This is a genomic window from Mesorhizobium sp. M0771, from assembly GCF_040320155.1.
Taxonomy (GTDB): domain Bacteria; phylum Pseudomonadota; class Alphaproteobacteria; order Rhizobiales; family Rhizobiaceae; genus Mesorhizobium.
Window position 1 is genome coordinate 107,701 of the sequence record NZ_JAMYPC010000006.1, and the last position, 19,573, is coordinate 127,273.

The 19,573-nt window shown below is 62.4% G+C and carries 15 protein-coding genes; 8 read left to right on the forward strand and 7 right to left on the reverse strand.

The annotated features are described in order from the left end of the window. Positions 1-104: 104 nt before the first annotated feature. Genes NKI05_RS11655 through NKI05_RS11665 form a run of 3 tightly spaced genes read right to left on the reverse strand, consistent with a single transcriptional unit; the run spans position 105 to position 4,899 of the window. Positions 105-818 (reverse strand): ImmA/IrrE family metallo-endopeptidase, encoded by a 714-nt coding sequence (locus NKI05_RS11655; protein WP_155929802.1) that lies wholly within the window; start codon positions 816-818, stop codon positions 105-107. Next, the gene (locus tag NKI05_RS11660; RefSeq protein ID WP_155929804.1) at positions 815-1,120 is read right to left on the reverse strand and encodes a helix-turn-helix domain-containing protein; all 306 of its coding nucleotides are present in this window, start codon (positions 1,118-1,120) and stop codon (positions 815-817) included. The genes NKI05_RS11655 and NKI05_RS11660 overlap by 4 nt, the downstream gene beginning before the upstream one ends. A 14-nt stretch (positions 1,121-1,134) precedes the next feature. Continuing rightward, a complete protein-coding gene (locus NKI05_RS11665) occupies positions 1,135-4,899 on the reverse strand; it encodes a vitamin B12-dependent ribonucleotide reductase (RefSeq protein ID WP_023816571.1) in 3,765 nt (1,254 codons plus the stop codon). Positions 4,900-5,630: 731 nt separating this feature from the next. Here NKI05_RS11665 and gltX point away from each other — a divergent pair. Next, positions 5,631-7,004 carry a glutamate--tRNA ligase gene (gltX, locus tag NKI05_RS11670; RefSeq protein WP_023684934.1) on the forward strand — a complete coding sequence of 458 codons (1,374 nt, stop codon included), beginning with the start codon at positions 5,631-5,633 and terminating at the stop codon, positions 7,002-7,004. On the opposite strand, the gene NKI05_RS11675 is transcribed toward gltX, so the two are convergent. Continuing rightward, positions 6,922-8,118 carry a DUF2865 domain-containing protein gene (locus NKI05_RS11675; protein WP_352792377.1) on the reverse strand — a complete coding sequence of 399 codons (1,197 nt, stop codon included), beginning with the start codon at positions 8,116-8,118 and terminating at the stop codon, positions 6,922-6,924. The two genes, gltX and NKI05_RS11675, sit on opposite strands and share 83 nt — an antisense overlap. Positions 8,119-8,322: 204 nt before the next feature. On the opposite strand from NKI05_RS11675, the gene NKI05_RS11680 reads away from it, so the two are divergent. Then, positions 8,323-8,943: a DUF1287 domain-containing protein gene (locus NKI05_RS11680; protein ID WP_023816573.1), complete on the forward strand. Its 621-nt coding sequence runs from the start codon at positions 8,323-8,325 to the stop codon at positions 8,941-8,943. Between the two features lie 5 nt (positions 8,944-8,948). Here the strand turns inward: NKI05_RS11680 and NKI05_RS11685 are convergent, their stop codons facing one another. Together NKI05_RS11685 and NKI05_RS11690 are read right to left on the reverse strand one after the other, a co-directional pair. Further along, positions 8,949-11,273 carry an NADP-dependent malic enzyme gene (locus NKI05_RS11685; protein ID WP_023816574.1) on the reverse strand — a complete coding sequence of 775 codons (2,325 nt, stop codon included), beginning with the start codon at positions 11,271-11,273 and terminating at the stop codon, positions 8,949-8,951. A gap of 159 nt (positions 11,274-11,432) precedes the next feature. Next, positions 11,433-12,212, reverse strand: coding sequence for an SDR family oxidoreductase (locus NKI05_RS11690; RefSeq protein WP_023816575.1), 780 nt, complete (start codon positions 12,210-12,212; stop codon positions 11,433-11,435). A 120-nt stretch (positions 12,213-12,332) separates the two neighbouring features. Between NKI05_RS11690 and NKI05_RS11695 the strand changes: the two genes are divergently transcribed. Both NKI05_RS11695 and NKI05_RS11700 read left to right on the forward strand, forming a co-directional pair. Next, on the forward strand, positions 12,333-13,148 hold the full coding sequence (locus NKI05_RS11695) for a UDP-2,3-diacylglucosamine diphosphatase (RefSeq protein ID WP_023669040.1): 816 nt from the start codon (positions 12,333-12,335) through the stop codon (positions 13,146-13,148). A 104-nt stretch (positions 13,149-13,252) separates the two neighbouring features. Beyond that, positions 13,253-14,467 (forward strand): MFS transporter, encoded by a 1,215-nt coding sequence (locus NKI05_RS11700; RefSeq protein WP_352792378.1) that lies wholly within the window; start codon positions 13,253-13,255, stop codon positions 14,465-14,467. On the opposite strand, the gene dgcA is transcribed toward NKI05_RS11700, so the two are convergent. Beyond that, the gene (gene dgcA / locus NKI05_RS11705) at positions 14,438-15,421 is read right to left on the reverse strand and encodes an N-acetyl-D-Glu racemase DgcA (protein WP_023690143.1); all 984 of its coding nucleotides are present in this window, start codon (positions 15,419-15,421) and stop codon (positions 14,438-14,440) included. The genes NKI05_RS11700 and dgcA overlap by 30 nt on opposite strands. Positions 15,422-15,498: 77 nt before the next feature. Here dgcA and NKI05_RS11710 point away from each other — a divergent pair, with 77 nt between their 5' ends. The 4 genes from NKI05_RS11710 to NKI05_RS11725 are packed head-to-tail and all read left to right on the forward strand — an operon-like array spanning position 15,499 to position 19,573. Beyond that, a complete protein-coding gene (locus NKI05_RS11710) occupies positions 15,499-16,686 on the forward strand; it encodes an MlaE family ABC transporter permease (RefSeq protein WP_352792379.1) in 1,188 nt (395 codons plus the stop codon). 1 nt (position 16,687) lies between these two features. Continuing rightward, a complete protein-coding gene (locus NKI05_RS11715) occupies positions 16,688-17,506 on the forward strand; it encodes an ABC transporter ATP-binding protein (RefSeq protein ID WP_023684944.1) in 819 nt (272 codons plus the stop codon). A 14-nt stretch (positions 17,507-17,520) separates the two neighbouring features. Continuing rightward, positions 17,521-18,894 carry an MlaD family protein gene (locus NKI05_RS11720; RefSeq protein ID WP_023690141.1) on the forward strand — a complete coding sequence of 458 codons (1,374 nt, stop codon included), beginning with the start codon at positions 17,521-17,523 and terminating at the stop codon, positions 18,892-18,894. A gap of 37 nt (positions 18,895-18,931) precedes the next feature. Then, entirely contained in the window at positions 18,932-19,573 is a 642-nt protein-coding gene (locus NKI05_RS11725) for an ABC-type transport auxiliary lipoprotein family protein (RefSeq protein WP_502881984.1), read from the forward strand.

The following is a 19,573-nucleotide window of genomic DNA, read 5'->3' on the forward strand; positions in this document are numbered from 1 at the left end:
CATGCGGCACTCGCAGGCGTTCCTGCAGAGGGGTTTGGTATCTGGAGCAGTATTGCCCTATAGCCGCGCAGCAGCGGCGGATGCCGTCCATGCGGCGTAAATATCTATGCGTTGAGTGAGCCGCGCTGTGATTGCTTGCCGTTAAAAAATAACGAGAGTTGACCGAGGGGGTCCGGAGTCCGTTCCAACGAAGCTCTTTTTGGGAGTTCGGAAATTACAGCTTTGATCCAATTGCCATCGTTGGACGCAACGGTTTCATTTTTTCGTACTTTAAGCCGACTCAAGTGTCGACTAATTCTAATGGCCTGCTTCTCAGTCAATTTATATGACTTCCGAATTTCGTTTGCTGATTTATATTTTTTGCAAAAGGAATACGGATAAAGGAAGCAAAGAGCAAAAGCTGTTGCTTGCCATTCGGCGCTATTAGGTAGGGGGGTATTTCTGACGCTGTCGCTATATACTGCGTCAGCGTTATTCAGGCCAAGCGCCGCATACCTGTGATGTAGAAACAGGTGCCCAACCTCATGGAGGAGAACTTCCATAGCGAACGCCGACTTATTTGCGGCGGCCTCATAGATGCTCTCGGATACAACGATCCCCAGCGGATCTTCAGAAATGAAGGCGCGCCGCGAGCCCATCGTTACATCGTCTTCTATGAAGAGATAAAGCCCCGGAAAAATCTTAGGTAAATCGATTTCCAGATATCGAATTATATCCAGTTCTCCTTCGCCAGGCCCAAACGCGGACGTCCGAATTGTCTCTGCCAAACGATTGATTTGGTGGAGAGAGGCTCCTTTGGCGACATAGACGTTTTTCATCGCACATCACCGTATCGTGGCTGCGAAACGCGCGTAAGCCTGTAAGTCGGGTCTTGGGCCGCAAGTGCTGCTTCAACCTCTTCGAGATCTAAGCCGAGAACTCCCATCGCCAGCACGACATAGTGCGCAGGGGGTATCTTTTGGCCACTCTCCATAAGAGAAATATCGCGGGGACTTGTATTTACCAGTTTTGCCATTTCAGGTCGGGTCATTGTCATGGCTGTACGCCCTTCGGTACATAGCTGTCCAAAGGGCGTAAGCTGGTAGTGGTCATTCGACGCCACAACTTTTGTTGTAGCCATTTCGGTGCTCCTTCTCAGCTGCACCCGCTCGTAGAACCGCAGGTGTCGCACTTCTCGCAGGTCCCGTTCCGCACCATTGTGAAGTTGTGGCATTCCGAGCATTCGTTGCCGGTATAGCCCTGCATCAAGGATTGCTGACGCCGCGTAGAGGCAAGTGCCTTTGCCTCGGCCGCTTCTTTCGCTGCTTCGTCGGTGAACAGCCCGGTTGGGTCGGCTGCCTCTTCGTAAACGATGTCTTCGACCAATTCCTTGGCCCGCTCCTCATAGTCGCGCTTGTAGGCGATGGCTTCGTCGCTTGCTGGTTTCAGCGCTAGCACGTTGGAGCCCGAGAATGCAGTTGGAGTGACACGGGCAGGGGCCGCAGCGGGTGATCCGGCAAAGCCCTTGGGGTCGCCACCTAAGCCCGTCACCAACTTCACTGGTGACGCGCCGCGGGTAAGGCCCTTCGAGAACGGCGTCGCCTTGCCTTCGTTGATACCGCGTCCGAGCGCCGTCTTGTCGAAATCCGACTGGTCGACATGGGCGAGGTCGTGGCGGCCGAGGTAGGACACGGCGAGTTCGCGGAACACGTAGTCGAGGATCGACGTCGCATTCTTGATCGCGTCGTTGCCCTGCACCATGCCGGCCGGCTCGAATTTGGTGAAGGTGAAGGCCTCGACAAATTCCTCGAGCGGCACGCCGTATTGCAAGCCAAGCGAGATGGCGATGGCGAAGTTGTTCATCATCGCTCGGAAAGCGGCGCCTTCCTTGTGCATGTCGATGAAGATCTCGCCGATGCGGCCGTCGTCGAATTCGCCCGTGCGCAGGTAGACCTTGTGGCCGCCGACGACTGCCTTCTGGGTGTAGCCCTTGCGGCGATTCGGCAGTTTTTCACGATCGCGGTAGAGGCGTTCGATGACGCGCTCGACGATCTTCTCGGTGACCTGCACGGCACGCTGTGAAGCGGGCGCCGCGATCAACTGCTCGACCGCGTCGTCCTCGTCGTCCTCGCTGTCGGCGAGCAGCGACGAATTGAGCGGCTGCGACAGCTTCGAGCCGTCGCGATAGAGCGCGTTGGCCTTCAGCGCCAGCTTCCACGACAGCATGTAGGCGCCCTTGGCGTCTTCCACCGTCGCATCGTTGGGCATGTTGATGGTCTTGGAGATGGCGCCGGAGATGAAAGGCTGTGCCGCCGCCATCATCTGGATGTGGCTGTTGATGGACAGCGAGCGCTTGCCGATCTTGCCGCACGGGCTGGCGCAGTCGAACACCGCGAGATGCTCGGCCTTGAGGAAGGGCGCGCCTTCCAGCGTCATCGCACCGCAGACATGGATGTTGGCGGCTTCGATGTCCTTCCTGGAGAAGCCGAGCGCCGGCAGCATCTCGAACGAGAAGTCGTTGAGCTGCTCGTCGGTGAAGCCGAACGTCTCCTTCACCCAGTCGGCGCCGAGCGTCCACTGGTTGAAGACGAACTTGATGTCGAAGGCCGACTTCAGTGCTGCATTGAGCGCCGCGATCTTGTCGTCGGTGAAGCCCTTCGCCTTGAGCGAGCCGGGGTTGACCGCCGGCGCCTGGTTCATGTTGCCGTGACCGACCGCATAGGCCTCGATCTCGGCGATCTGGCTTTCTGAGTAACCCAGTGTGCGCAGCGCTTCCGGCACGGCGCGGTTGATGATCTTGAAATAGCCGCCGCCGGCAAGCTTCTTGAACTTCACCAGCGCGAAGTCGGGCTCGATGCCGGTGGTATCGCAATCCATGACGAGACCGATCGTGCCGGTCGGCGCAATCACGGTCGCCTGCGCGTTGCGGTAGCCATGCTCCTCGCCGAGTTCGATGGCGCGGTCCCAGGCAGCCTTGGCGTGCGCGGCCAGTTCCTGCTGCTTCAGGTCGGACGCGACCAGCGGCACCGGATTGACGGCGAGCTTCTCGTAGCCCTGCTTTTCGCCATAGGCGGCACGGCGATGGTTGCGCATGACGCGCAGCATGTTCTGCGCATTGCGGTCGTAATCGGCGAAGGCGCCGAGCTCGCCGGCCATCTCGGCCGAGGTGGCATAGGCAGTGCCGGTCATGATGGCGGTGAGTGCTGCGCAGATGGCGCGGCCCTCGTCGGAATCATAGGGGATGCCGGACGTCATCAGCAGGCCGCCAATGTTGGCATAGCCGAGGCCGAGCGTGCGGTATTCGTAGGACTGCTTGGCGATCTCCTTCGACGGGAACTGCGCCATCATCACCGAGATTTCGAGGACGACGGTCCACAGCCGCACCGTGTGCTCGTAGGCGGCGATGTCGATCGTGCCGTCGGCATTGCGGTAGGGCAGCAGGTTGATCGAGGCCAGGTTGCAGGCCGTGTCGTCGAGGAACATGTATTCCGAGCACGGATTGGAGGCCCGGATCGCACCGGCCGAAGCGCAGGTGTGCCAGTCGTTCATCGTCGTGTTGAAATGCAGGCCCGGATCGGCCGAAGCCCAGGCGGCGTAGCCGATCTTTTCCCAGAGGTCGCGTGCCTTCAGCGTCTTCAGCACCTTGCCGTCCTTGCGGGCGGTCAGGTGCCAGTCGGCATCGTCCTCGACGGCGCGCAGGAAATTGTCCTTCAGCGACACCGAATTGTTGGAGTTCTGGCCGGAAACGGTGAGGTAGGCATCGGAATCCCAGTCGGTGTCGTAGGTCTTGAACGACATCGAGGTGTAGCCCTGCTTGGCGAACTGGATGACGCGGTAGATGTAGTTCTCCGGCACGGCCGACTTCTTGGCCGCCTTGATCTCGCGCTTCAGCGCGGTGTTGATCGACGGGTCGAAGCAGTCGTCATCATGGCCTTCGCAGTTGATGCAGGCCTTCATGATCGCTTCGAGATGTTTTTTCACGATCTTGGAGCCGGTGACCAGCGACGCCACCTTCTGCTCTTCATTGACCTTCCAGTCGATGAATTCCTCGATATCGGGATGGTCGGCGTCGACAATGACCATTTTCGCCGCACGACGCGTGGTGCCGCCCGACTTGATGGCGCCCGCCGCGCGGTCGCCGATCTTGAGGAAGCTCATCAGGCCGGACGAACGGCCGCCGCCCGACAGCTTTTCGCCTTCGCCGCGCAGCATCGAGAAATTGGAGCCGGTGCCCGAGCCATATTTGAACAGACGCGCTTCGCGCACCCACAGGTCCATGATGCCGCCTTCGTTGACGAGATCGTCCTGCACGCCCTGGATGAAGCAGGCATGCGGCTGCGGATGTTCGTAGGAGGACTTCGACTTGGTCAGCTTGCCGGTGAACGGGTCGACATAATAGTGGCCCTGGCTCGGGCCATCGATGCCGTAGGCCCAGTGCAGGCCGGTATTGAACCATTGCGGCGAGTTCGGCGCAACGCGCTGGGTGGCGAGCATATAGGCGAGTTCGTCGCGGAAGGCGCTGGCGTCTTCTTCCGACTTGAAGTAGCCGCCCTTGTAGCCCCAATAGGTCCAGGTACCGGCCAGCCGGTCGAAGACCTGGCGGGCGTCGATTTCGGAACCGTAGCGCTCGGCTTCCGGCAGCTTGGCAAGCTCGGCCTCGTCGGCGACGGAGCGCCACAGGAAGGAGGGGACGTCGTTCTCCTCGACCTTCTTCAGGCGCGCGGGCACGCCGGCCTTGCGGAAATACTTCTGCGCCAGGATGTCGGCGGCAACCTGCGAGAACTGCGCCGGCACATCGATATTGTCCAAGCGGAACACCACCGAGCCGTCCGGATTCTTGATCTCCGAAAGCGCCTTGCGGAATTCGATCTCCGCGTAAGCTGATTGGCCTGGCTTGGTGAAACGACGCTCGATGCGCATTGGTCCGGTCCCTTTTGTCTATATATAGCGCTTTTCCCCGGGGATTTCTGCCCCCAATGCGAAACGCGCATGTCCGCCGTCTGCCGGCGTTCGAAAACACCGGCTCTCCTTGGGGCAGTCTTCGTCGCCTTGCTGGTCGAGCTTCTTACGAAGCCGCTGTTCCAACTCTGCGCCGAACCCTGCGGGTCCCTCAAAACTGAATTTTTCCTCGATTCCCTCGACCGAGGGAAATTCACACTATCTAGCGTCGAACCTGCCTGCAAACACTAAATATAGTGTTAACAGACAATTTATTCCAGTCCGACAAATCTCCCTTTTCGCTCCCGAAGCCCCCACGATCCAACGCTTCCGCCAGCCTCGTAAACAGGCGGAAATCGTGGCCAAAACGCACAAAATCCGGGAAAATGACCGGGCTCGAAACTCTCCGGTCGCGCCCTCAACAAGAGCACATGGCACATAAAAGGCGACTCGGTTTGCGTCGTCAAGGATTCGTTTGCGTAGCTTTTGTGACCCCAACATCTTGTGTGTCACATATGTGGATAACGGGGACAAAAAGCGGCTGAGGAAAGCCCGATTCTGCCGGCGTGGACCGCTGGTGAGCGGTTCACCCGAGACAGGCCCGGCCGGATTCTGGCTCACAGCCTTTTCATTTTAGCTGGCGTGCATTATGTCTTTGGCGTCGCGCGGGGGCGCGTCTTGTCAATTCCAAGAGCATCCGTTACGCCCCGCCCATGACAGTTACCGTCCGTTTTGCCCCCTCACCAACCGGCCGCATTCATATCGGCAATGCCCGCACCGCCTTGTTCAACTGGCTGTTTGCCATGAACAACAAGGGCCGTTTCATTCAGCGCTTCGACGACACAGACATTGCCCGCTCGAGGCAGGAATTTTCCGACGCCATCCTCTACGACCTGCACTGGCTGGGGATTTTTCCCGACGCCACCGAATACCAGTCGCGGCGCTTCGAAACTTACGACGCGGCGGTGGAGCGGCTGCAGAGAGCCGGCGTTGTCTATCCCTGCTACGAGACCCCCGAAGAACTCGACCTGCGCCGCAAGGTGCGCCGCACGCGCGGCCTGCCGCCGGTCTATGGCCGCGAGGCGCTGGCGCTTTCGCAGCAGCAGATCGCCGAATACCGCTCCGATGGCCGCCGGCCGCACTGGCGCTTTCTGCTGCCGAATTTCACCAGCGATCCGCTGCAGCCCGAACGCACCGAAGTGCACTGGAACGATCTGGTGCGCGGCGAGGAAACCGTCGATCTGGCCTCACTGTCCGATCCGGTGCTGCGGCGCGAGGACGGCACTTATCTCTACACGCTGCCTTCGGTCGTCGACGACATCGAGATGGGGGTCAGTCATGTCATCCGCGGCGACGACCACGTCACCAACACCGGCGTGCAGATCGCGCTGTTCAAGGCATTGGGCGCCGAGCCGCCTGTCTTCGGCCACCACAATCTCTTGACCACGGCCTCGGGCGAGGGCCTGTCGAAGCGCAGCGGTGCGCTGTCGATCGAAAGCCTGCGCGAGGAGGGCATCGAACCGATGGCTGTGGCTTCGCTGGCCGTCCTTGTCGGCACCTCGGAAAATGTCGCAGCGGTGCATGACATGCCGGCACTGGCCGCGCGCTTCGATCCCGCCGCCACGTCGAAATCGGCGGCCAAATTCGACCCGGACGAGCTGTTCGTGCTCAATCGTGCGCTCATGCACCACATGCCGTTTTCCGAGGCGCGGGATCGGCTGATCGTGCTCGGCATCTCCGGCGACAAGGCCGAGCCGTTCTGGCTGGCGGTGCGCGGCAATCTCGACCGGCTGAGCGACGCGGTCGGCTGGTGGCGCATCCTTGCCGACGGCCCGCAGCCCGCGCCGGAATTTTCCGACGAGGATCGCGACTTCCTGCAGCAGGCCTTCGACCTGTTGCCGGAAGAGCCGTGGACCGGTACGGTCTGGAAAGACTGGACGGCCAGGATCAGGGAAGCCAGCGGCCGCAAGGGCAAGGCGCTGTTCATGCCGCTCAGGCTGGCGCTTACCGGACTTGCTTCCGGGCCGGAGCTTGCAGATCTATTGCCGCTGCTGGGTCGGGAAGGAACGCTGGCCCGACGACCCTGACCTTGCGCTGGTCCGGCGGGATCAGCGACACCGGCGACACCACCGGCTTGACGGCAAGGCGCTTGATGGCGGCGCGGTCGAGCCCGCCTTGTACGTTCGCCAGCGTCTCCGGATCCGCGCCCGGATCGGGTTTGGCCGCCGGCACCGGAATGAACGGCGTGGTCTCAATATCGGGCTGAAACTGCTCGGGCGGTGGCGGGTTGCCGCCGATGATCTTGAAATTTCCGGCCTGCGCGTTGCAGCCACATGCCTGCGGCCGCGACTGGTTGGGTTGTTTGTAGAGATAAGCGGTAGGCAACTCGCTGGAGGGCCTCCCGGTCACCGACGACGTCATGTTGGCCGAATCGTCTTCCATGCCGCGCGAATAGAACACCTGCATTTCGGTGCCGGGGCAGCTCGATTCGCAATTCTTCTGGTCGCGCTCGAAATCGCCGAGCGAAGCCGAGTTCGACATCGGGAAGAAATAGCCGTCGCAGGTGCGCACGCAGCTCGTATGGAACTCGCCGCCAACCGTCGGGAAATCCGGCACGCCGGGCTGATTGAGCACCCGGCGCACATTGCGCTCCTCGCCGGGATCATCGGGCTGATCGAGCGTGTCGATCTGCCGGTTGCCGCCGAAAAGCTGGTCGAACAGATTGCCGTCGTCGGGTTCGCGGCTGGCTTCCTGCAGCGGCTCCCGGCGCGGCGCGGGCTCGTCACGGCAGCCATTGGCGTCGAGCGCGGCCAGGATGCGGCCGCGGTCGCGCCGCGAGCCGCCGCCGGCAAGCTGCGCGCGCTTGGCTTGCAACGCATCGAGATTGGCGTTCATGCGATCGATGCTGCTGTTCAGCGCAGCACATTGGCTGACATTGCGCGAAAACAGCGAAAACCCACAATTCGCATCGCTCGCACGACCGCGCACCTTTGATAGCTGTTCGAACTGGCGGGAGATGGCCTTGTCATACTTCCGCACCATGCTGGAATTGCCGCCGCCATTCGATGAAGAAGCAAGCTCGGCTTCCAGTTGACGGCAAACGCGGGAGGCGGCCTGCGGTTCAGTGGTGGCGACGGCCGAAAGCACAAGCGCGCCGAGCAGCGCAGCCAGATGCTTCAGCCTCCATCGTCCGCCTGTCATTGGCCGAAACCCCGCTTGCCTGCCTGTCTACCGGATTCGCGGTTAACCGTTCCCTCAATCTACAACCAAAGATGGTCTTAGCCCATAGACGCGTTGCAGGAGGCGTTTGGATAGAGCGGCAACTGTGCGATCTCACCGCTGCATGAAAAAGGCGCAATCGCCCCGGAATTATCCCACGATCCAGCAATGCCCCGGGGAGCTGGCATGATCGCGATTACCCGTCGAACCGCGCTGCAGTTCGGTCTGTTGTGCCTGGCGGTGCCCGCCGCCCGGGCGCAGGAAAATCCAGCCGCTCCGGACTGGCGCAGCAAATTGGTCGAAGCCGCGCGTGAGCAGGTCGGCGTCACCACCTTCTACGACCCGGCCTATGTCCGCCTCGGCTATCCCGGCGGCGACGTCGCGCCGGATAGGGGCGTGTGCACGGATGTCATCGTGCGCGCCTATCGCCGCGCCTTCAATCTCGACCTGCAGAAACTGGTGCATGAGGATATGGCCGCCAATTTCGCCGCCTATCCCAAGACCTGGGGCCTGAAAGCGACCGACCGCAACATCGACCACCGACGGGTCGGCAATCTTGCCGCTTTTTTCGGGCGCAACGGAGTTTCCTTGCCCGCCAGCGAGTATCCTCCCGACTTTCAGCCGGGCGATATCGTCACCCAGATGCTGCCCGGCAACCTGCCGCACATCGTCATCGTCTCATCCGAACGCTCGGCGGACGTGCCGGAACGAGCGCTGGTCATCCACAATATCGGGGCGGGCGCCCGCGAGGAGGACACGTTGTTTGCCTTCACGCAGACCGGGTATTACCGTTTCGTGCCTGCCTGACGGCGTCAGTTGAAATCAACCACCGCCTGCGCCTTGTGCGCCGCCTCGACCACCGCAAGCGCCGTCATGTTGACGACGCCGCGCGAGGTCACCGACGGCGTCAAAATATGCGCCGGCTTGTCGGTGCCAAGCAGGATCGGCCCGACATGCAGCGCGTCCATCATCGTGCGCAGCGCGGTCAGCGTGATGTTGGCGGAGTCGAGGTTGGGGAACACCAGGAGATTGGCTTCGCCCTTCAGCCGCGAATGCGGATAGACGCGCTGGCGCAGATGCTCCGACAGGGCTGAATCGGCATGCATCTCGCCGTCGCATTGCAGGTCGGGCGCAACGCGCGCCAGGATCGCCGCTGCCTGCCGCATCTTCAGCGCGCTGGGAGAATCACGCGAGCCGAAATCCGAATGCGACAGCAGCGCTGCCTTCGGCTCGATGCCGAAGCGCTGGATTTCCTCCGCCGCCAATATGGTCATTTCGGCGATTTCCTCGGCCGTCGGGTCGACCGAGACATGGGTGTCGGTGAGGAAGATGATGCCGCGCTGCGAGATCAGCATCGACAGCGTCGACAGGTCGCGGTCCTTGACGCCCGCGCGTGGTCCGATGACCAGCGTCACATTGCGCAGATGCCGCTCGAAACGGCCCTCAAGGCCGCAGATCATGGCGTCGGCGTCGCCGCGTTTGAGGGCCAGTGCCGCAATCACCGTATTGTCGGTGCGCACCATGGTGCGCGCGGCCTCCGTCGTCACGCCGCGCCGACCGGCAAGCTCGATCAACAGGTCGACATAATGGCGGTAGCGCGGATCGTCTTCCGGGTTGATCAGGCCGAAATCGACGCCCGGCTTGATACGCAGGCCGTAGCGCTTCAGCCTGACCTCGATGACGTGCGGGCGGCCGATCAGGATCGGCTCGGCAATGCCTTCCTCCAGCACCACCTGGGCTGCGCGCAACACGCGCTCGTCCTCGCCGTCGGCATAGATGACGCGCTTGGCGGTCGACGCCTTGGCCGACGAAAACACCGGCTTCATCACCAGGCCGGAGCGGAAGACGAAGCGGTTGAGCTGGTCGATATAGGCGGCGAAGTCGGTGATCGGCCGGGTCGCGACGCCGGTGTCGCAGGCAGCCTTGGCCACCGCCGGCGCGATGCGCAGGATCAGGCGGGGATCGAAGGGCGAGGGGATAAGGAAGTCGGGTCCGAAGATCGGCGTCTCGCCGGAATAGGCGCGGGCGGCGACGTCGGATGGTTCTTCGCGGGCAAGCGCGGCGATCGCCCGAACCGCGGCCATCTTCATCTCCTCGTTGATGGCGCTGGCGCCGCAATCCAGCGCGCCGCGAAAGATGTAAGGAAAACAAAGCACGTTGTTGACCTGATTGGGAAAATCGGAACGGCCGGTGCAGATCATCGCGTCGGGACGGGCGGCGCGCGCGACCTCCGGCATGATCTCGGGATTGGGGTTGGCCAGCGCCAGGATCAACGGCTTAGGCGCCATATGCTCAAGCAATTCCGGCTTCAGCACGCCGGCGGCCGACAGGCCGAGAAAAACGTCGGCGCCAGGGATCACATCGGCCAGCGTGCGCGCCTCGGTGTCCTTCACATAGGGGTCTTTCCAGCGATCCATCTCGTCGGTGCGGCCCTTGTAGGCGACGCCGAAGCGGTCGGTGACCCAGATATTCTCTACCTTGGCGCCAAGCGAGACCAACAGGTTGAGGCAGGCGAGCGCTGCCGCACCGGCGCCTGAGGTGACGATCTTGATGTCCGAAATGTTCTTGCCGGCGAATTCCAGCCCGTTGAGCACGGCGGCGGCGACGATGATGGCGGTGCCATGCTGGTCGTCATGGAAGACGGGAATGCCCATGCGGGCCTTCAACTGCGCCTCGACCTCGAAGCATTCGGGCGCCTTGATGTCCTCGAGATTGATGCCGCCGAAAGTCGGTTCCAGCGCCGAGATCGTCTCGACCATGCGCTCTATGCCCGGCGCATCGATCTCGATGTCGAAGACGTCGATGCCGGCGAATTTCTTGAACAGCACCGCCTTGCCTTCCATCACCGGCTTGGAGGCGAGCGGGCCGATATTGCCGAGGCCGAGAACGGCCGAGCCGTTGGAGACGACGCCGACCAGATTGGCGCGCGCCGTGTAGTCGGCGGCGGTCGCCGGATCGTCGCGGATTTCGAGGCAGGGGGCGGCAACACCAGGCGAATAGGCCAGCGCCAGATCGCGCTGGTTGCCGAGTGGCTTGGTCGCCTGGATCTCGAGCTTTCCCGGCCTTGGATGCTTATGGAAGTAGAGGGCGGCTTCGTCGAGGTCCGAGCGTGCCGTTTTCTTGTTCTCGCCTTCCATGCGGCCGCTCCCTCAAACCTGCTTTGCAGCCTTTTAGCACGCAAAAATGGTTTTTCGCGACGCCAAATGACGCAAGGGCGGCTAAAACAACCGGGGCCTAAAAGACCGAATTATTTCAATCGGTTGCGCGGAAATCCTGCTGAGGATGCACTGAGCCCTTTAGAACGCGCTGACATAGAGGCCGCCATCGACCGGGATGTTCTGACCGGTGAGATAGCCGGCATGGACCGAGCACAGGAAGGCGCAGATCTGGCCGAACTCTTCCGGCGTGCCGAGCCGCTTGGCCGGAACGTCGGCGCTGATGCGGGTCTTGCGCGCAGCGGCCGCTGCCGGGTCTTCTATCGTGCCGGCCTCATGCGGGCCGCGCAGCCGGTCGGTGTCGAGCTTGCCCGGCAGCAGGCTGTTGATGGTGACGTTGCGGTCGACCACCGTGCGCGCCACGCCGGCCAGGAACGAGGTCAGCCCGGCTCGCGCGCCGGACGACAGATCGAGGCCGGGAATCGGGACGTAGACCGACAGCGAGGTGATATTGACGATGCGGCCGAAGCCGCGCTTGGCCATGCCGTCGATCACGGCCTGCACCAGTTCGATCGGCGTCACCATGTTCTGCGTCACGCCTTCGAGGATCTTTGCGCGGTCGAGTTCGCGGAAATCGCGCAAGGGCGGGCCGCCATTGTTGTTGACCAGGATATCCGGGTCGGGGCAGGCGGCCAGGATTGCCTTCTGCACCTCGGGTTTCGAGACGTCGCCGACGATCTCGGTCACCTTCACGCCGTAGCGTTCGCGCAGTTCGGCTGCGGTTTTTGCCAGCAGCTCGGCATTGCGGCCGTTGACAACGAGATCGCAGCCGGCCTCGGCCAGCGCCGTGGCGCAGCCGCGGCCAAGCCCTTTGCTCGATGCGCAGACGATGGCCTTCTTGCCCTTGATGCCAAGATCCATGACGATTTTCTCCTGTGAATGGCGCGGCACGCTAGCCCTTTGGCTGGCCCAATCGCAACCGTCATACGGTTGTTGCATGAATCGGGGCATAGCCTGCGCGAAAGCAACGGTGACGATCTGATGTCCGGTACAGAAACCCGCACTTTCCGCAGCATGTTCATATCCGACCTGCATCTCGGATCGAAGGCGGCCAAGGCCGAGTTCCTGATCGATTTCCTGCGGTATCACGACGCCCATATCATCTATCTCGTCGGTGACATCGTCGACGGCTGGCGGCTGCGGCGCAGCTGGCATTGGCCGCAGAGCCACAATGACGTCGTCCAGAAACTGCTGCGCAAGGCGCGCAAGGGCACCTCGATCACCTATATCGCCGGTAATCACGACGAATTCGCGCGCCAGTTCCAAGGCGTGCATTTCGGCGGCATCGTCGTTGCCGACCGCGCCATCCACGAAACCGCCGATGGCAGGCGCCTGCTGGTCATCCACGGCGACCAGTTCGATACCGTCGTCCACAATGCACGCTGGCTGGCCTACCTCGGCGACTACGCCTATGACGCCGCGATGGTGGTCAACCGCGTGGTGACGAGGCTCCGCCATATGCTCGGCCTTCCCTACTGGTCGTTCTCGTCCTGGGCCAAGGTCAAGGTCAAGAAGGCGGTGAACTTCATCGGCTCGTTCCAGACGGTGCTGACCGAGGAGGCCCGCCGCTCGCATGTCGACGGCGTCATCTGCGGCCACATCCATCACGCCGCGATCGAGACTTATGAGGATGTGCAGTACATCAACACTGGCGACTGGGTGGAGAGCTGCACGGCGGTGGTCGAACATTTCGACGGCAAGATGGAGATCATCCACTGGGCGCTGGTGCTGCCCGAAGCACCGGACGAGCCGCTCATCCCCTTGCTGATCGAAGACAGGGTCGTCGAAGCGGCATAACCCTCCTGTTAATCGACTGGCCCAGGCAGTTTCGGACCGCTTTCGCGCATGTTAAGGGATCGATCTGCGTTGCAGCCCTTTGTGCAGCGTAATTGGATCGATTCATGTCGCTGCCGCCGCTCTCGCCCGAACAACTCGTCAAGCCGCGCCATTTCGAACTGCGCATGAGTCTGATCTTCGCGACATTATTCGTGTCGCTGGGAACGCATGTGCCTTATTTCCCGCTGTGGCTGCATGCCCAGGGTTTCCACGCCGAGCAGATCGCCATCATCCTGGCGGCGCCGATGTTCCTGCGCGTGGTGACGACGCCGCTGCTGACCGCGCTGGCGGACCGGGCGAAGGACAGGGCCGATGTCTATATTGCGCTGGTGGCCGCGACGATGGTGCTTTCCGCCGGCTATTTCCTCACTCCCACCTATGCGGCGGTGCTTGCCGTATCGCTGGCGCTGACGGTGGTGTGGACGCCGCATTCGCCGATCGCCGATTCGCTCGCGCTGTCGGGTGTGCGCCGCTTCGGCTCGAACTACACCGCGATGCGCAAATGGGGCTCGATATCCTATCTCTGCGCCAATGTCGCAGGCGGCTTTATCCTCGCCTGGACGAGCCCGCAGGCCGTGCCGGTAATCATCTTTGCGGCATTGTGTGCCGCGCTCGTCGCCGGATTGCTGGCGCCGCGGCTTGGCCGCCCGCGCCGCGCTTCGCCGCTATCTGCCGCCGATATCCAGCATCAGGCGCCGAGCCTTCTCAATCCGTATTTCCTGTATTTCACCCTCGGCGTCGGCATCATCACCGCCAGCCATGCCTTCCTTTACGGCTTTGTCTCCATCTACTGGAAATCGGTCGGCATCAGCGATTCCGTCGTTGGCCTGCTGTGGGCCTGGGGCGTAGTGGCCGAGGTCTGCATGTTCGTGTTTTTCAACCGTATTTTTGCCTCCGTCTCAGTCGTCAAGGTGATGCTGATCGCCGGCGTCGGCTCCATCGTGCGCTGGATCGCCTTTCCGTTGATCTGGCCACTCGGGCTTGGCGTTGCCGGTTTCTTCGGCGTCCAGACCCTGCATTCGGTGTCGGTGGCGATGGTGTTGATCGGCCTGCAGAAGATGATCGGCGAAACGGTTTCGGAAGAACGCACGGGTGCGGCGCAAGGCATTGCCTATTTCTTCAACGGCTTCTTCATGGCGGCGGTGACGCTGGCGTCCGGCCCGCTTTACGAGCGCTACGGCGTCGACGGCTTCCTGGCGATGATCCCGATCGCCATCGTCGGCCTGGTGCTGATCGGGCTCGCCGCGCGTTCAGCCCCACAGCATCCTGTCAGGCGGTGACACCAGCGACCCCTGGTACACGAGGCCGGGCTGGCGGTCGCGGGCAAGCAGCAGCGGACCGTCGAGGTCGACGAAGTCGGCGCCTTGCGCCAAAAGCACTGCCGGCGCCATCGCCAGCGACGTGCCGACCATGCAGCCGACCATCACGCCGAATCCCAGCTCCCGGGCGCGGTTGCGAAGGGTAAGGGCGGCGGTCAGGCCGCCGGATTTGTCGAGCTTGATGTTGACGGCGTCATAGAGGCCGACAAGCGTTTCGAGGTCCTTCGCCTCGTGGACGCTTTCGTCTGCGCAGATCGGCACCGGATGCGCGATGTGGCGCAGGATGGCATCATGGCCGGCGGGAAGCGGCTGTTCGATCAGGGCTATGCCATGTTCGGCGGCGAAAGCGAGATTCTCGATGATGTTGGCATCGATCCAGCCTTCATTGGCGTCGAGGATGATGCGGCTGTCGGGCGCCGCTTCGGTCACGGCGCGGATGCGGGCCATGTCGTTGTCGCCGCCAATCTTGACCTTGAGCAGCGGCCGCCCGGCATTGGCGCGGGCTTGCGCCGCCATTGCCTCCGGCTCGCCCAGCGACAGCGTGTAGGCCGTCTCCAGCGCCGACAAGGGCACAACGTGGATGGCGTCCGCGACCGCAACGCCGCTGATCTTGGCCTCCAGGTCCCACAAGGCGCAATCGATGGCGTTGCGGGCAGCACCCGCCGGCATCGCATCGAGCAGTTCCTTGCGGCTGATGCCGCCTTCTATCTGCCGGCGCATGGCCTCGATGGCGTCGCGCACCCCCTCCATGGTCTCGCCATAGCGCTTGTAGGGGACGCATTCGCCCCATCCGCGATTGTCCCCATCACTGATCGTGCAGGTAATGACTTCGGCTTCGGTCTTCGACCCGCGCGAGATGGTGAAGGTGCCGGCAATGGGAAAACGCTCGGCCTCAACCGAAATGACACGCGCCATAATTTTCTGCTCCGGCTATGCGACAACGCGTCGTCGGCAAATCGACAGGTACGACCCGTCAGGCTAAACAGGACGCCATGTTGACCATCGGCAAACGCGACGCAAGCGGCAACGCCGCCAAGGAGGCCGACCACCAGCCCCGCGTTGCGGTCGGCGAGGAGGGCGGCGTCCTCCGCTGCGCTTTCTCCGGCATCTGGACGACGACGACAGTGGCGCTGATCGACGCCGAGATGCGCAAGATCGAGCAGCGCAAAGGCTTCCAGACGCTCGCTTTGGATCTTTCCCACATCGAGAAGATGGACACCGCCGGCGCCTGGCTGATCGATCGCCTGGTCAGTGTCTTCGAAAAGAAGGGTGTCGAGATCAAGATGCAGGGGCAAAGCGATGTCGCCTCGATCCTGCTCGGCGCCGTTGGCGAAGCTGTCCGGCGCGAGCCCGAATCGCGCGGCGTCCGGCGCCCCAACGTCATCCTCCGCGGGCTGGAGGCGGTCGGCCGCCGCATCTATGAGATGCGCGACGACTTCCTCGCCTCGATGAACATCCTCGGCGCCACCATCGGCGGCGCCCAGATGAAGCTCGGGCGCGGCCATGCCATCAATCCGGCGGCGATCTTCAACCAGATCGATCGCATGGGGGTCGGCGCCATCCCCGTGGTGGTGCTGATGTCGGCGATCGTCGGCGCCATCGTCGCCCAGCAGGGCGCCTACCAGCTCAATTATTTCGGCGCCAACATTTTCGTTGTCGATCTGGTCGGCGTGCTGATCCTGCGCGAACTCGGCGTGCTGATGACCGCCATCATGATCGCCGGCCGCTCCGGCAGCGCCATCACCGCCGAGATCGGCTCGATGAAGATGCGCGAGGAGGTCGACGCGCTGAAGGTCATCGGCCTCAACCCGATCGGCGTGCTGGTGTTTCCGCGCCTGGTGGCGCTGGTGATCGCGCTGCCCTGTCTCACCATCGTCGCCAATTTTGCCGCTCTTGGCGGCGGCATCCTAGCCGCCTGGCTTTATTCCGGTATTGCGCCGACGGCCTTCATCGACCGGCTGCGCGGGGCAATCGATATCAGCACCATCTTCGCCGGGCTGATCAAGGCGCCGTTCATGGCCATGATCATCGGCACCATTGCTTCCGTAGAAGGCATGAAGGTCGGCGGCAGCGCCGAATCGCTGGGTCTGCACGTCACCGCCTCGGTTGTGAAATCGATCTTCGTCGTCATCATCCTCGATGGCCTTTTTGCCATCTTCTACGCATCGATCGAGTTCTGACATGATGCGCAGAAACTCAAAGGCGACCAAGGCTGTGCAGGGAATGGAAGAAGACGATATCGTGCTGTCGGTGCGCGATATCACCGTTGCCCTGGACGACAAGCTGATCCTCGACAAACTGGCGCTCGACATCAAGCGCGGCGAAATCCTCGGTTTCGTCGGCGCCTCGGGCGCCGGCAAATCGGTGCTGCTGCGCACGATTCTCGGCCTGCTGCACAAGCAGTCCGGCACGATCAAGCTGTTTGGTCTCGACCTCGAAAAGGCCAGCGACATCGAGCGGTTGCGCATCGACATGCGCCTTGGCGTGCTTTTCCAGCACGGCGCCCTGTTTTCGGCGTTGACCGTGCAGGAAAACGTGCAGGTGCCGATGCGCGAATATCTCGATCTGCCGAAGAAACTGATGGACGAGCTGGCCTTGCTCAAGATCGAACTGGTCGGCCTGCCGCCGGACGCCGCGCAAAAATTTCCCTCGGAGCTTTCGGGCGGCATGATCAAGCGCGCCGCCCTGGCGCGGGCGCTGGCGCTCGACCCCGACATCGTCTTCCTCGACGAGCCGACGTCCGGCCTCGACCCGATCAGCGCGTCCGAATTCGACGAATTGGTGGTGAAGTTGCGCGATACGATGGATCTGACGGTCTATATGGTGACGCACGATCTCGACACGCTGTTTACCGCTTGCGACCGCGTGGCGGTGCTCGGCAACAAGAAAATCCTGGTCGAAGGCACGATCGACGACATGCTGAAAAGCGAAGAACCGTGGGTCAAATCCTATTTCCGCGGAAAACGCGCTCGGCAACTTGATCTTGCCGCGCGCGCATAGACATAAGTGGGGCAATGGAAACCAGAGCCAACTACGTAATTGTCGGCATTTTCACCCTGGCTGCGATCCTGGCGGCGTTCGGGTTCGTCTATTGGACCGCCCAGATCGGTGATCGCGGCGAGACGGCGGAGCTGCGCGTGCGCATTCAGGGTTCGGCCTCCGGCCTCGGCCCCGGCAGTCTGGTGCTGTTCAACGGCGTCAAGGTCGGGGTGGTCAAGCGCGTCTATTTCGACCGCAATGACCCCAATGCCGCCATTGCTACGACCGAGATCGACCAGACAACGCCGCTCACCAAATCGACGCAGGCCGATATCGGCATCGCCAGCCTTGCCGGCCAGGTCAACATCGAATTGAAGGGCGCCGATCCCAAGGAACCGAACCTGCTGGAAGAGGCGGCAAAGGAAGGCAGGACGGCCGAGATCATCGCCAATCCGTCAGCGGTCACCAACCTGCTGCAGACGGCGCAGAACATCTTCACCCGCGCCGACAAGGTGCTTTCCGACCTAGAAGGTTTCACCAGGGATGTGCGCGGGCCGCTGACCCAGACCGTCAAGAACGCCCAGACATTTTCCGATGCGCTGGCCAGGAATGCCGACGGCATCGACAAGTTCCTGACCGCCGTCAGCGCGCTGTCGGATGAGCTGAAGGGTGTTTCCGGCAAGCTCGACGGCACGCTGAAGGCTGCCGAAGGCCTGCTCAATGCCGTCGACAAGGACAAGATCAAGAGCATCGTCGCCAATGTGGACGCCGTCACCGCCAATCTGAAGGAGACCAGCGGACAGCTCGACGGAGTGATCAAGAACGTCGATACCGCGGTCGGCTCGGTCAACGATTTCGCCACGCGCACGCAAGGCACGCTGGCAAAGGTCGACAATGTGCTCGACGGCATCGATCCGGCGCAGGTGCGCGTGGCGCTCGCCAACATTCAGAAGGCCAGCGAAAATGCCAACAAGGCCGCCGCCGACATCGCCAAGGTGACCGACAAGTTCGCCGACCGGGCCGACGACATCGACGAGACGATCAAGGACGCCAAACAGCTTGCGTCGCGCCTCAACGATGCCTCGGTGCGCGTCGACGGCATCCTGAAAAGGGTCGATACGCTGCTCGGTTCGGGCCAGGCCGACGGCGTCATGGCCGATGCCAGGGACACGCTGAAGTCGTTCAAGCAGGTCGCCGACACGCTGAACGCCCGGCTTGGCACGATCACCGACAACATCGCGCGCTTCTCGGGCCAGGGCCTGTCGAATGTCGAGGCGCTGGTCCAGGACAGCCGGCGTTCGATCAGTCGCATCGAAGAGGCGGTGACCGATCTCAGCCGCAACCCGCAGCGCATCCTGTCGGGCGGCGACGGCGAGGTCCGGCAGTTCGATGGCAGGGCACGGCGTTGACTTCCGTGCCCGCCCGCAGCAATTACATGGACCGCGGATGCGGATTCATCATACGATCCGGGGACAGTGGGGATCACGCGTGACGTTCGGGTTGGGTGGGTATAGATCGGCGGCCGTTTTGCTTGGCCTGACGCTGGCTGGTTGCGCGGCATTGGGAGGCAAGCCGGCGCCGCTCGATACGTTCGAGCTGTCCGCCCCGTCGATCGACGCCCATGGCCACAGCCGCCGCCAGATCCTGATCGCCCAGCCATCCGCGCTCAAGGCGCTGGACAGCCAGAACATCGTCATCAAGCCGTCAGATCGCTCGATCCAGTATCTCAAGGGCGCGCAATGGGCCGACCGGCTGCCGCTGATCGTGCAGGCGAGGCTCGCCGAAACCTTCCAGCGCTCCGGAAGCTTTGCCGGCGTCGGCAAGCCGGGCGAGGGGCTGGCGATCGACTACCAGGTGATCGTCGAGATCCGCTCCTTCGAAGTCCGCGTCAATGGTGGCGAGCATGCCGAGGTCAATCTCTTCGTGCGCATCCTGAACGACCGCAACGGCGAGGTGCGCGCCTCGAAGAGCTTCACCGCATCCGCTCCCGTCTCGGGCAGCGGCAATCCGGCCTATGTCAGCGCGCTCGACAGCGCCTTCGGCGAGGCGGCGAAGGATATTGTGGGCTGGACGGATTCGGTGATCTGA

Coding starts and splice junctions, on each gene's coding strand:
- NKI05_RS11700 (WP_352792378.1), top strand. CDS start 13,253: ATGTCGCTGCCGCCGCTCTCGCCCGAACAACTCGTCAAGCCGCGCCAT.
- gltX (WP_023684934.1), top strand. CDS start 5,631: ATGACAGTTACCGTCCGTTTTGCCCCCTCACCAACCGGCCGCATTCAT.
- NKI05_RS11680 (WP_023816573.1), top strand. CDS start 8,323: ATGATCGCGATTACCCGTCGAACCGCGCTGCAGTTCGGTCTGTTGTGC.
- NKI05_RS11655 (WP_155929802.1), bottom strand. CDS start 818: ATGAAAAACGTCTATGTCGCCAAAGGAGCCTCTCTCCACCAAATCAAT.
- NKI05_RS11715 (WP_023684944.1), top strand. CDS start 16,688: ATGATGCGCAGAAACTCAAAGGCGACCAAGGCTGTGCAGGGAATGGAA.
- NKI05_RS11695 (WP_023669040.1), top strand. CDS start 12,333: ATGTCCGGTACAGAAACCCGCACTTTCCGCAGCATGTTCATATCCGAC.
- NKI05_RS11675 (WP_352792377.1), bottom strand. CDS start 8,118: ATGACAGGCGGACGATGGAGGCTGAAGCATCTGGCTGCGCTGCTCGGC.
- NKI05_RS11660 (WP_155929804.1), bottom strand. CDS start 1,120: ATGGCTACAACAAAAGTTGTGGCGTCGAATGACCACTACCAGCTTACG.
- NKI05_RS11725 (WP_502881984.1), top strand. CDS start 18,932: ATGCGGATTCATCATACGATCCGGGGACAGTGGGGATCACGCGTGACG.
- NKI05_RS11665 (WP_023816571.1), bottom strand. CDS start 4,899: ATGCGCATCGAGCGTCGTTTCACCAAGCCAGGCCAATCAGCTTACGCG.
- dgcA (WP_023690143.1), bottom strand. CDS start 15,421: ATGGCGCGTGTCATTTCGGTTGAGGCCGAGCGTTTTCCCATTGCCGGC.
- NKI05_RS11685 (WP_023816574.1), bottom strand. CDS start 11,273: ATGGAAGGCGAGAACAAGAAAACGGCACGCTCGGACCTCGACGAAGCC.
- NKI05_RS11710 (WP_352792379.1), top strand. CDS start 15,499: ATGTTGACCATCGGCAAACGCGACGCAAGCGGCAACGCCGCCAAGGAG.
- NKI05_RS11690 (WP_023816575.1), bottom strand. CDS start 12,212: ATGGATCTTGGCATCAAGGGCAAGAAGGCCATCGTCTGCGCATCGAGC.
- NKI05_RS11720 (WP_023690141.1), top strand. CDS start 17,521: ATGGAAACCAGAGCCAACTACGTAATTGTCGGCATTTTCACCCTGGCT.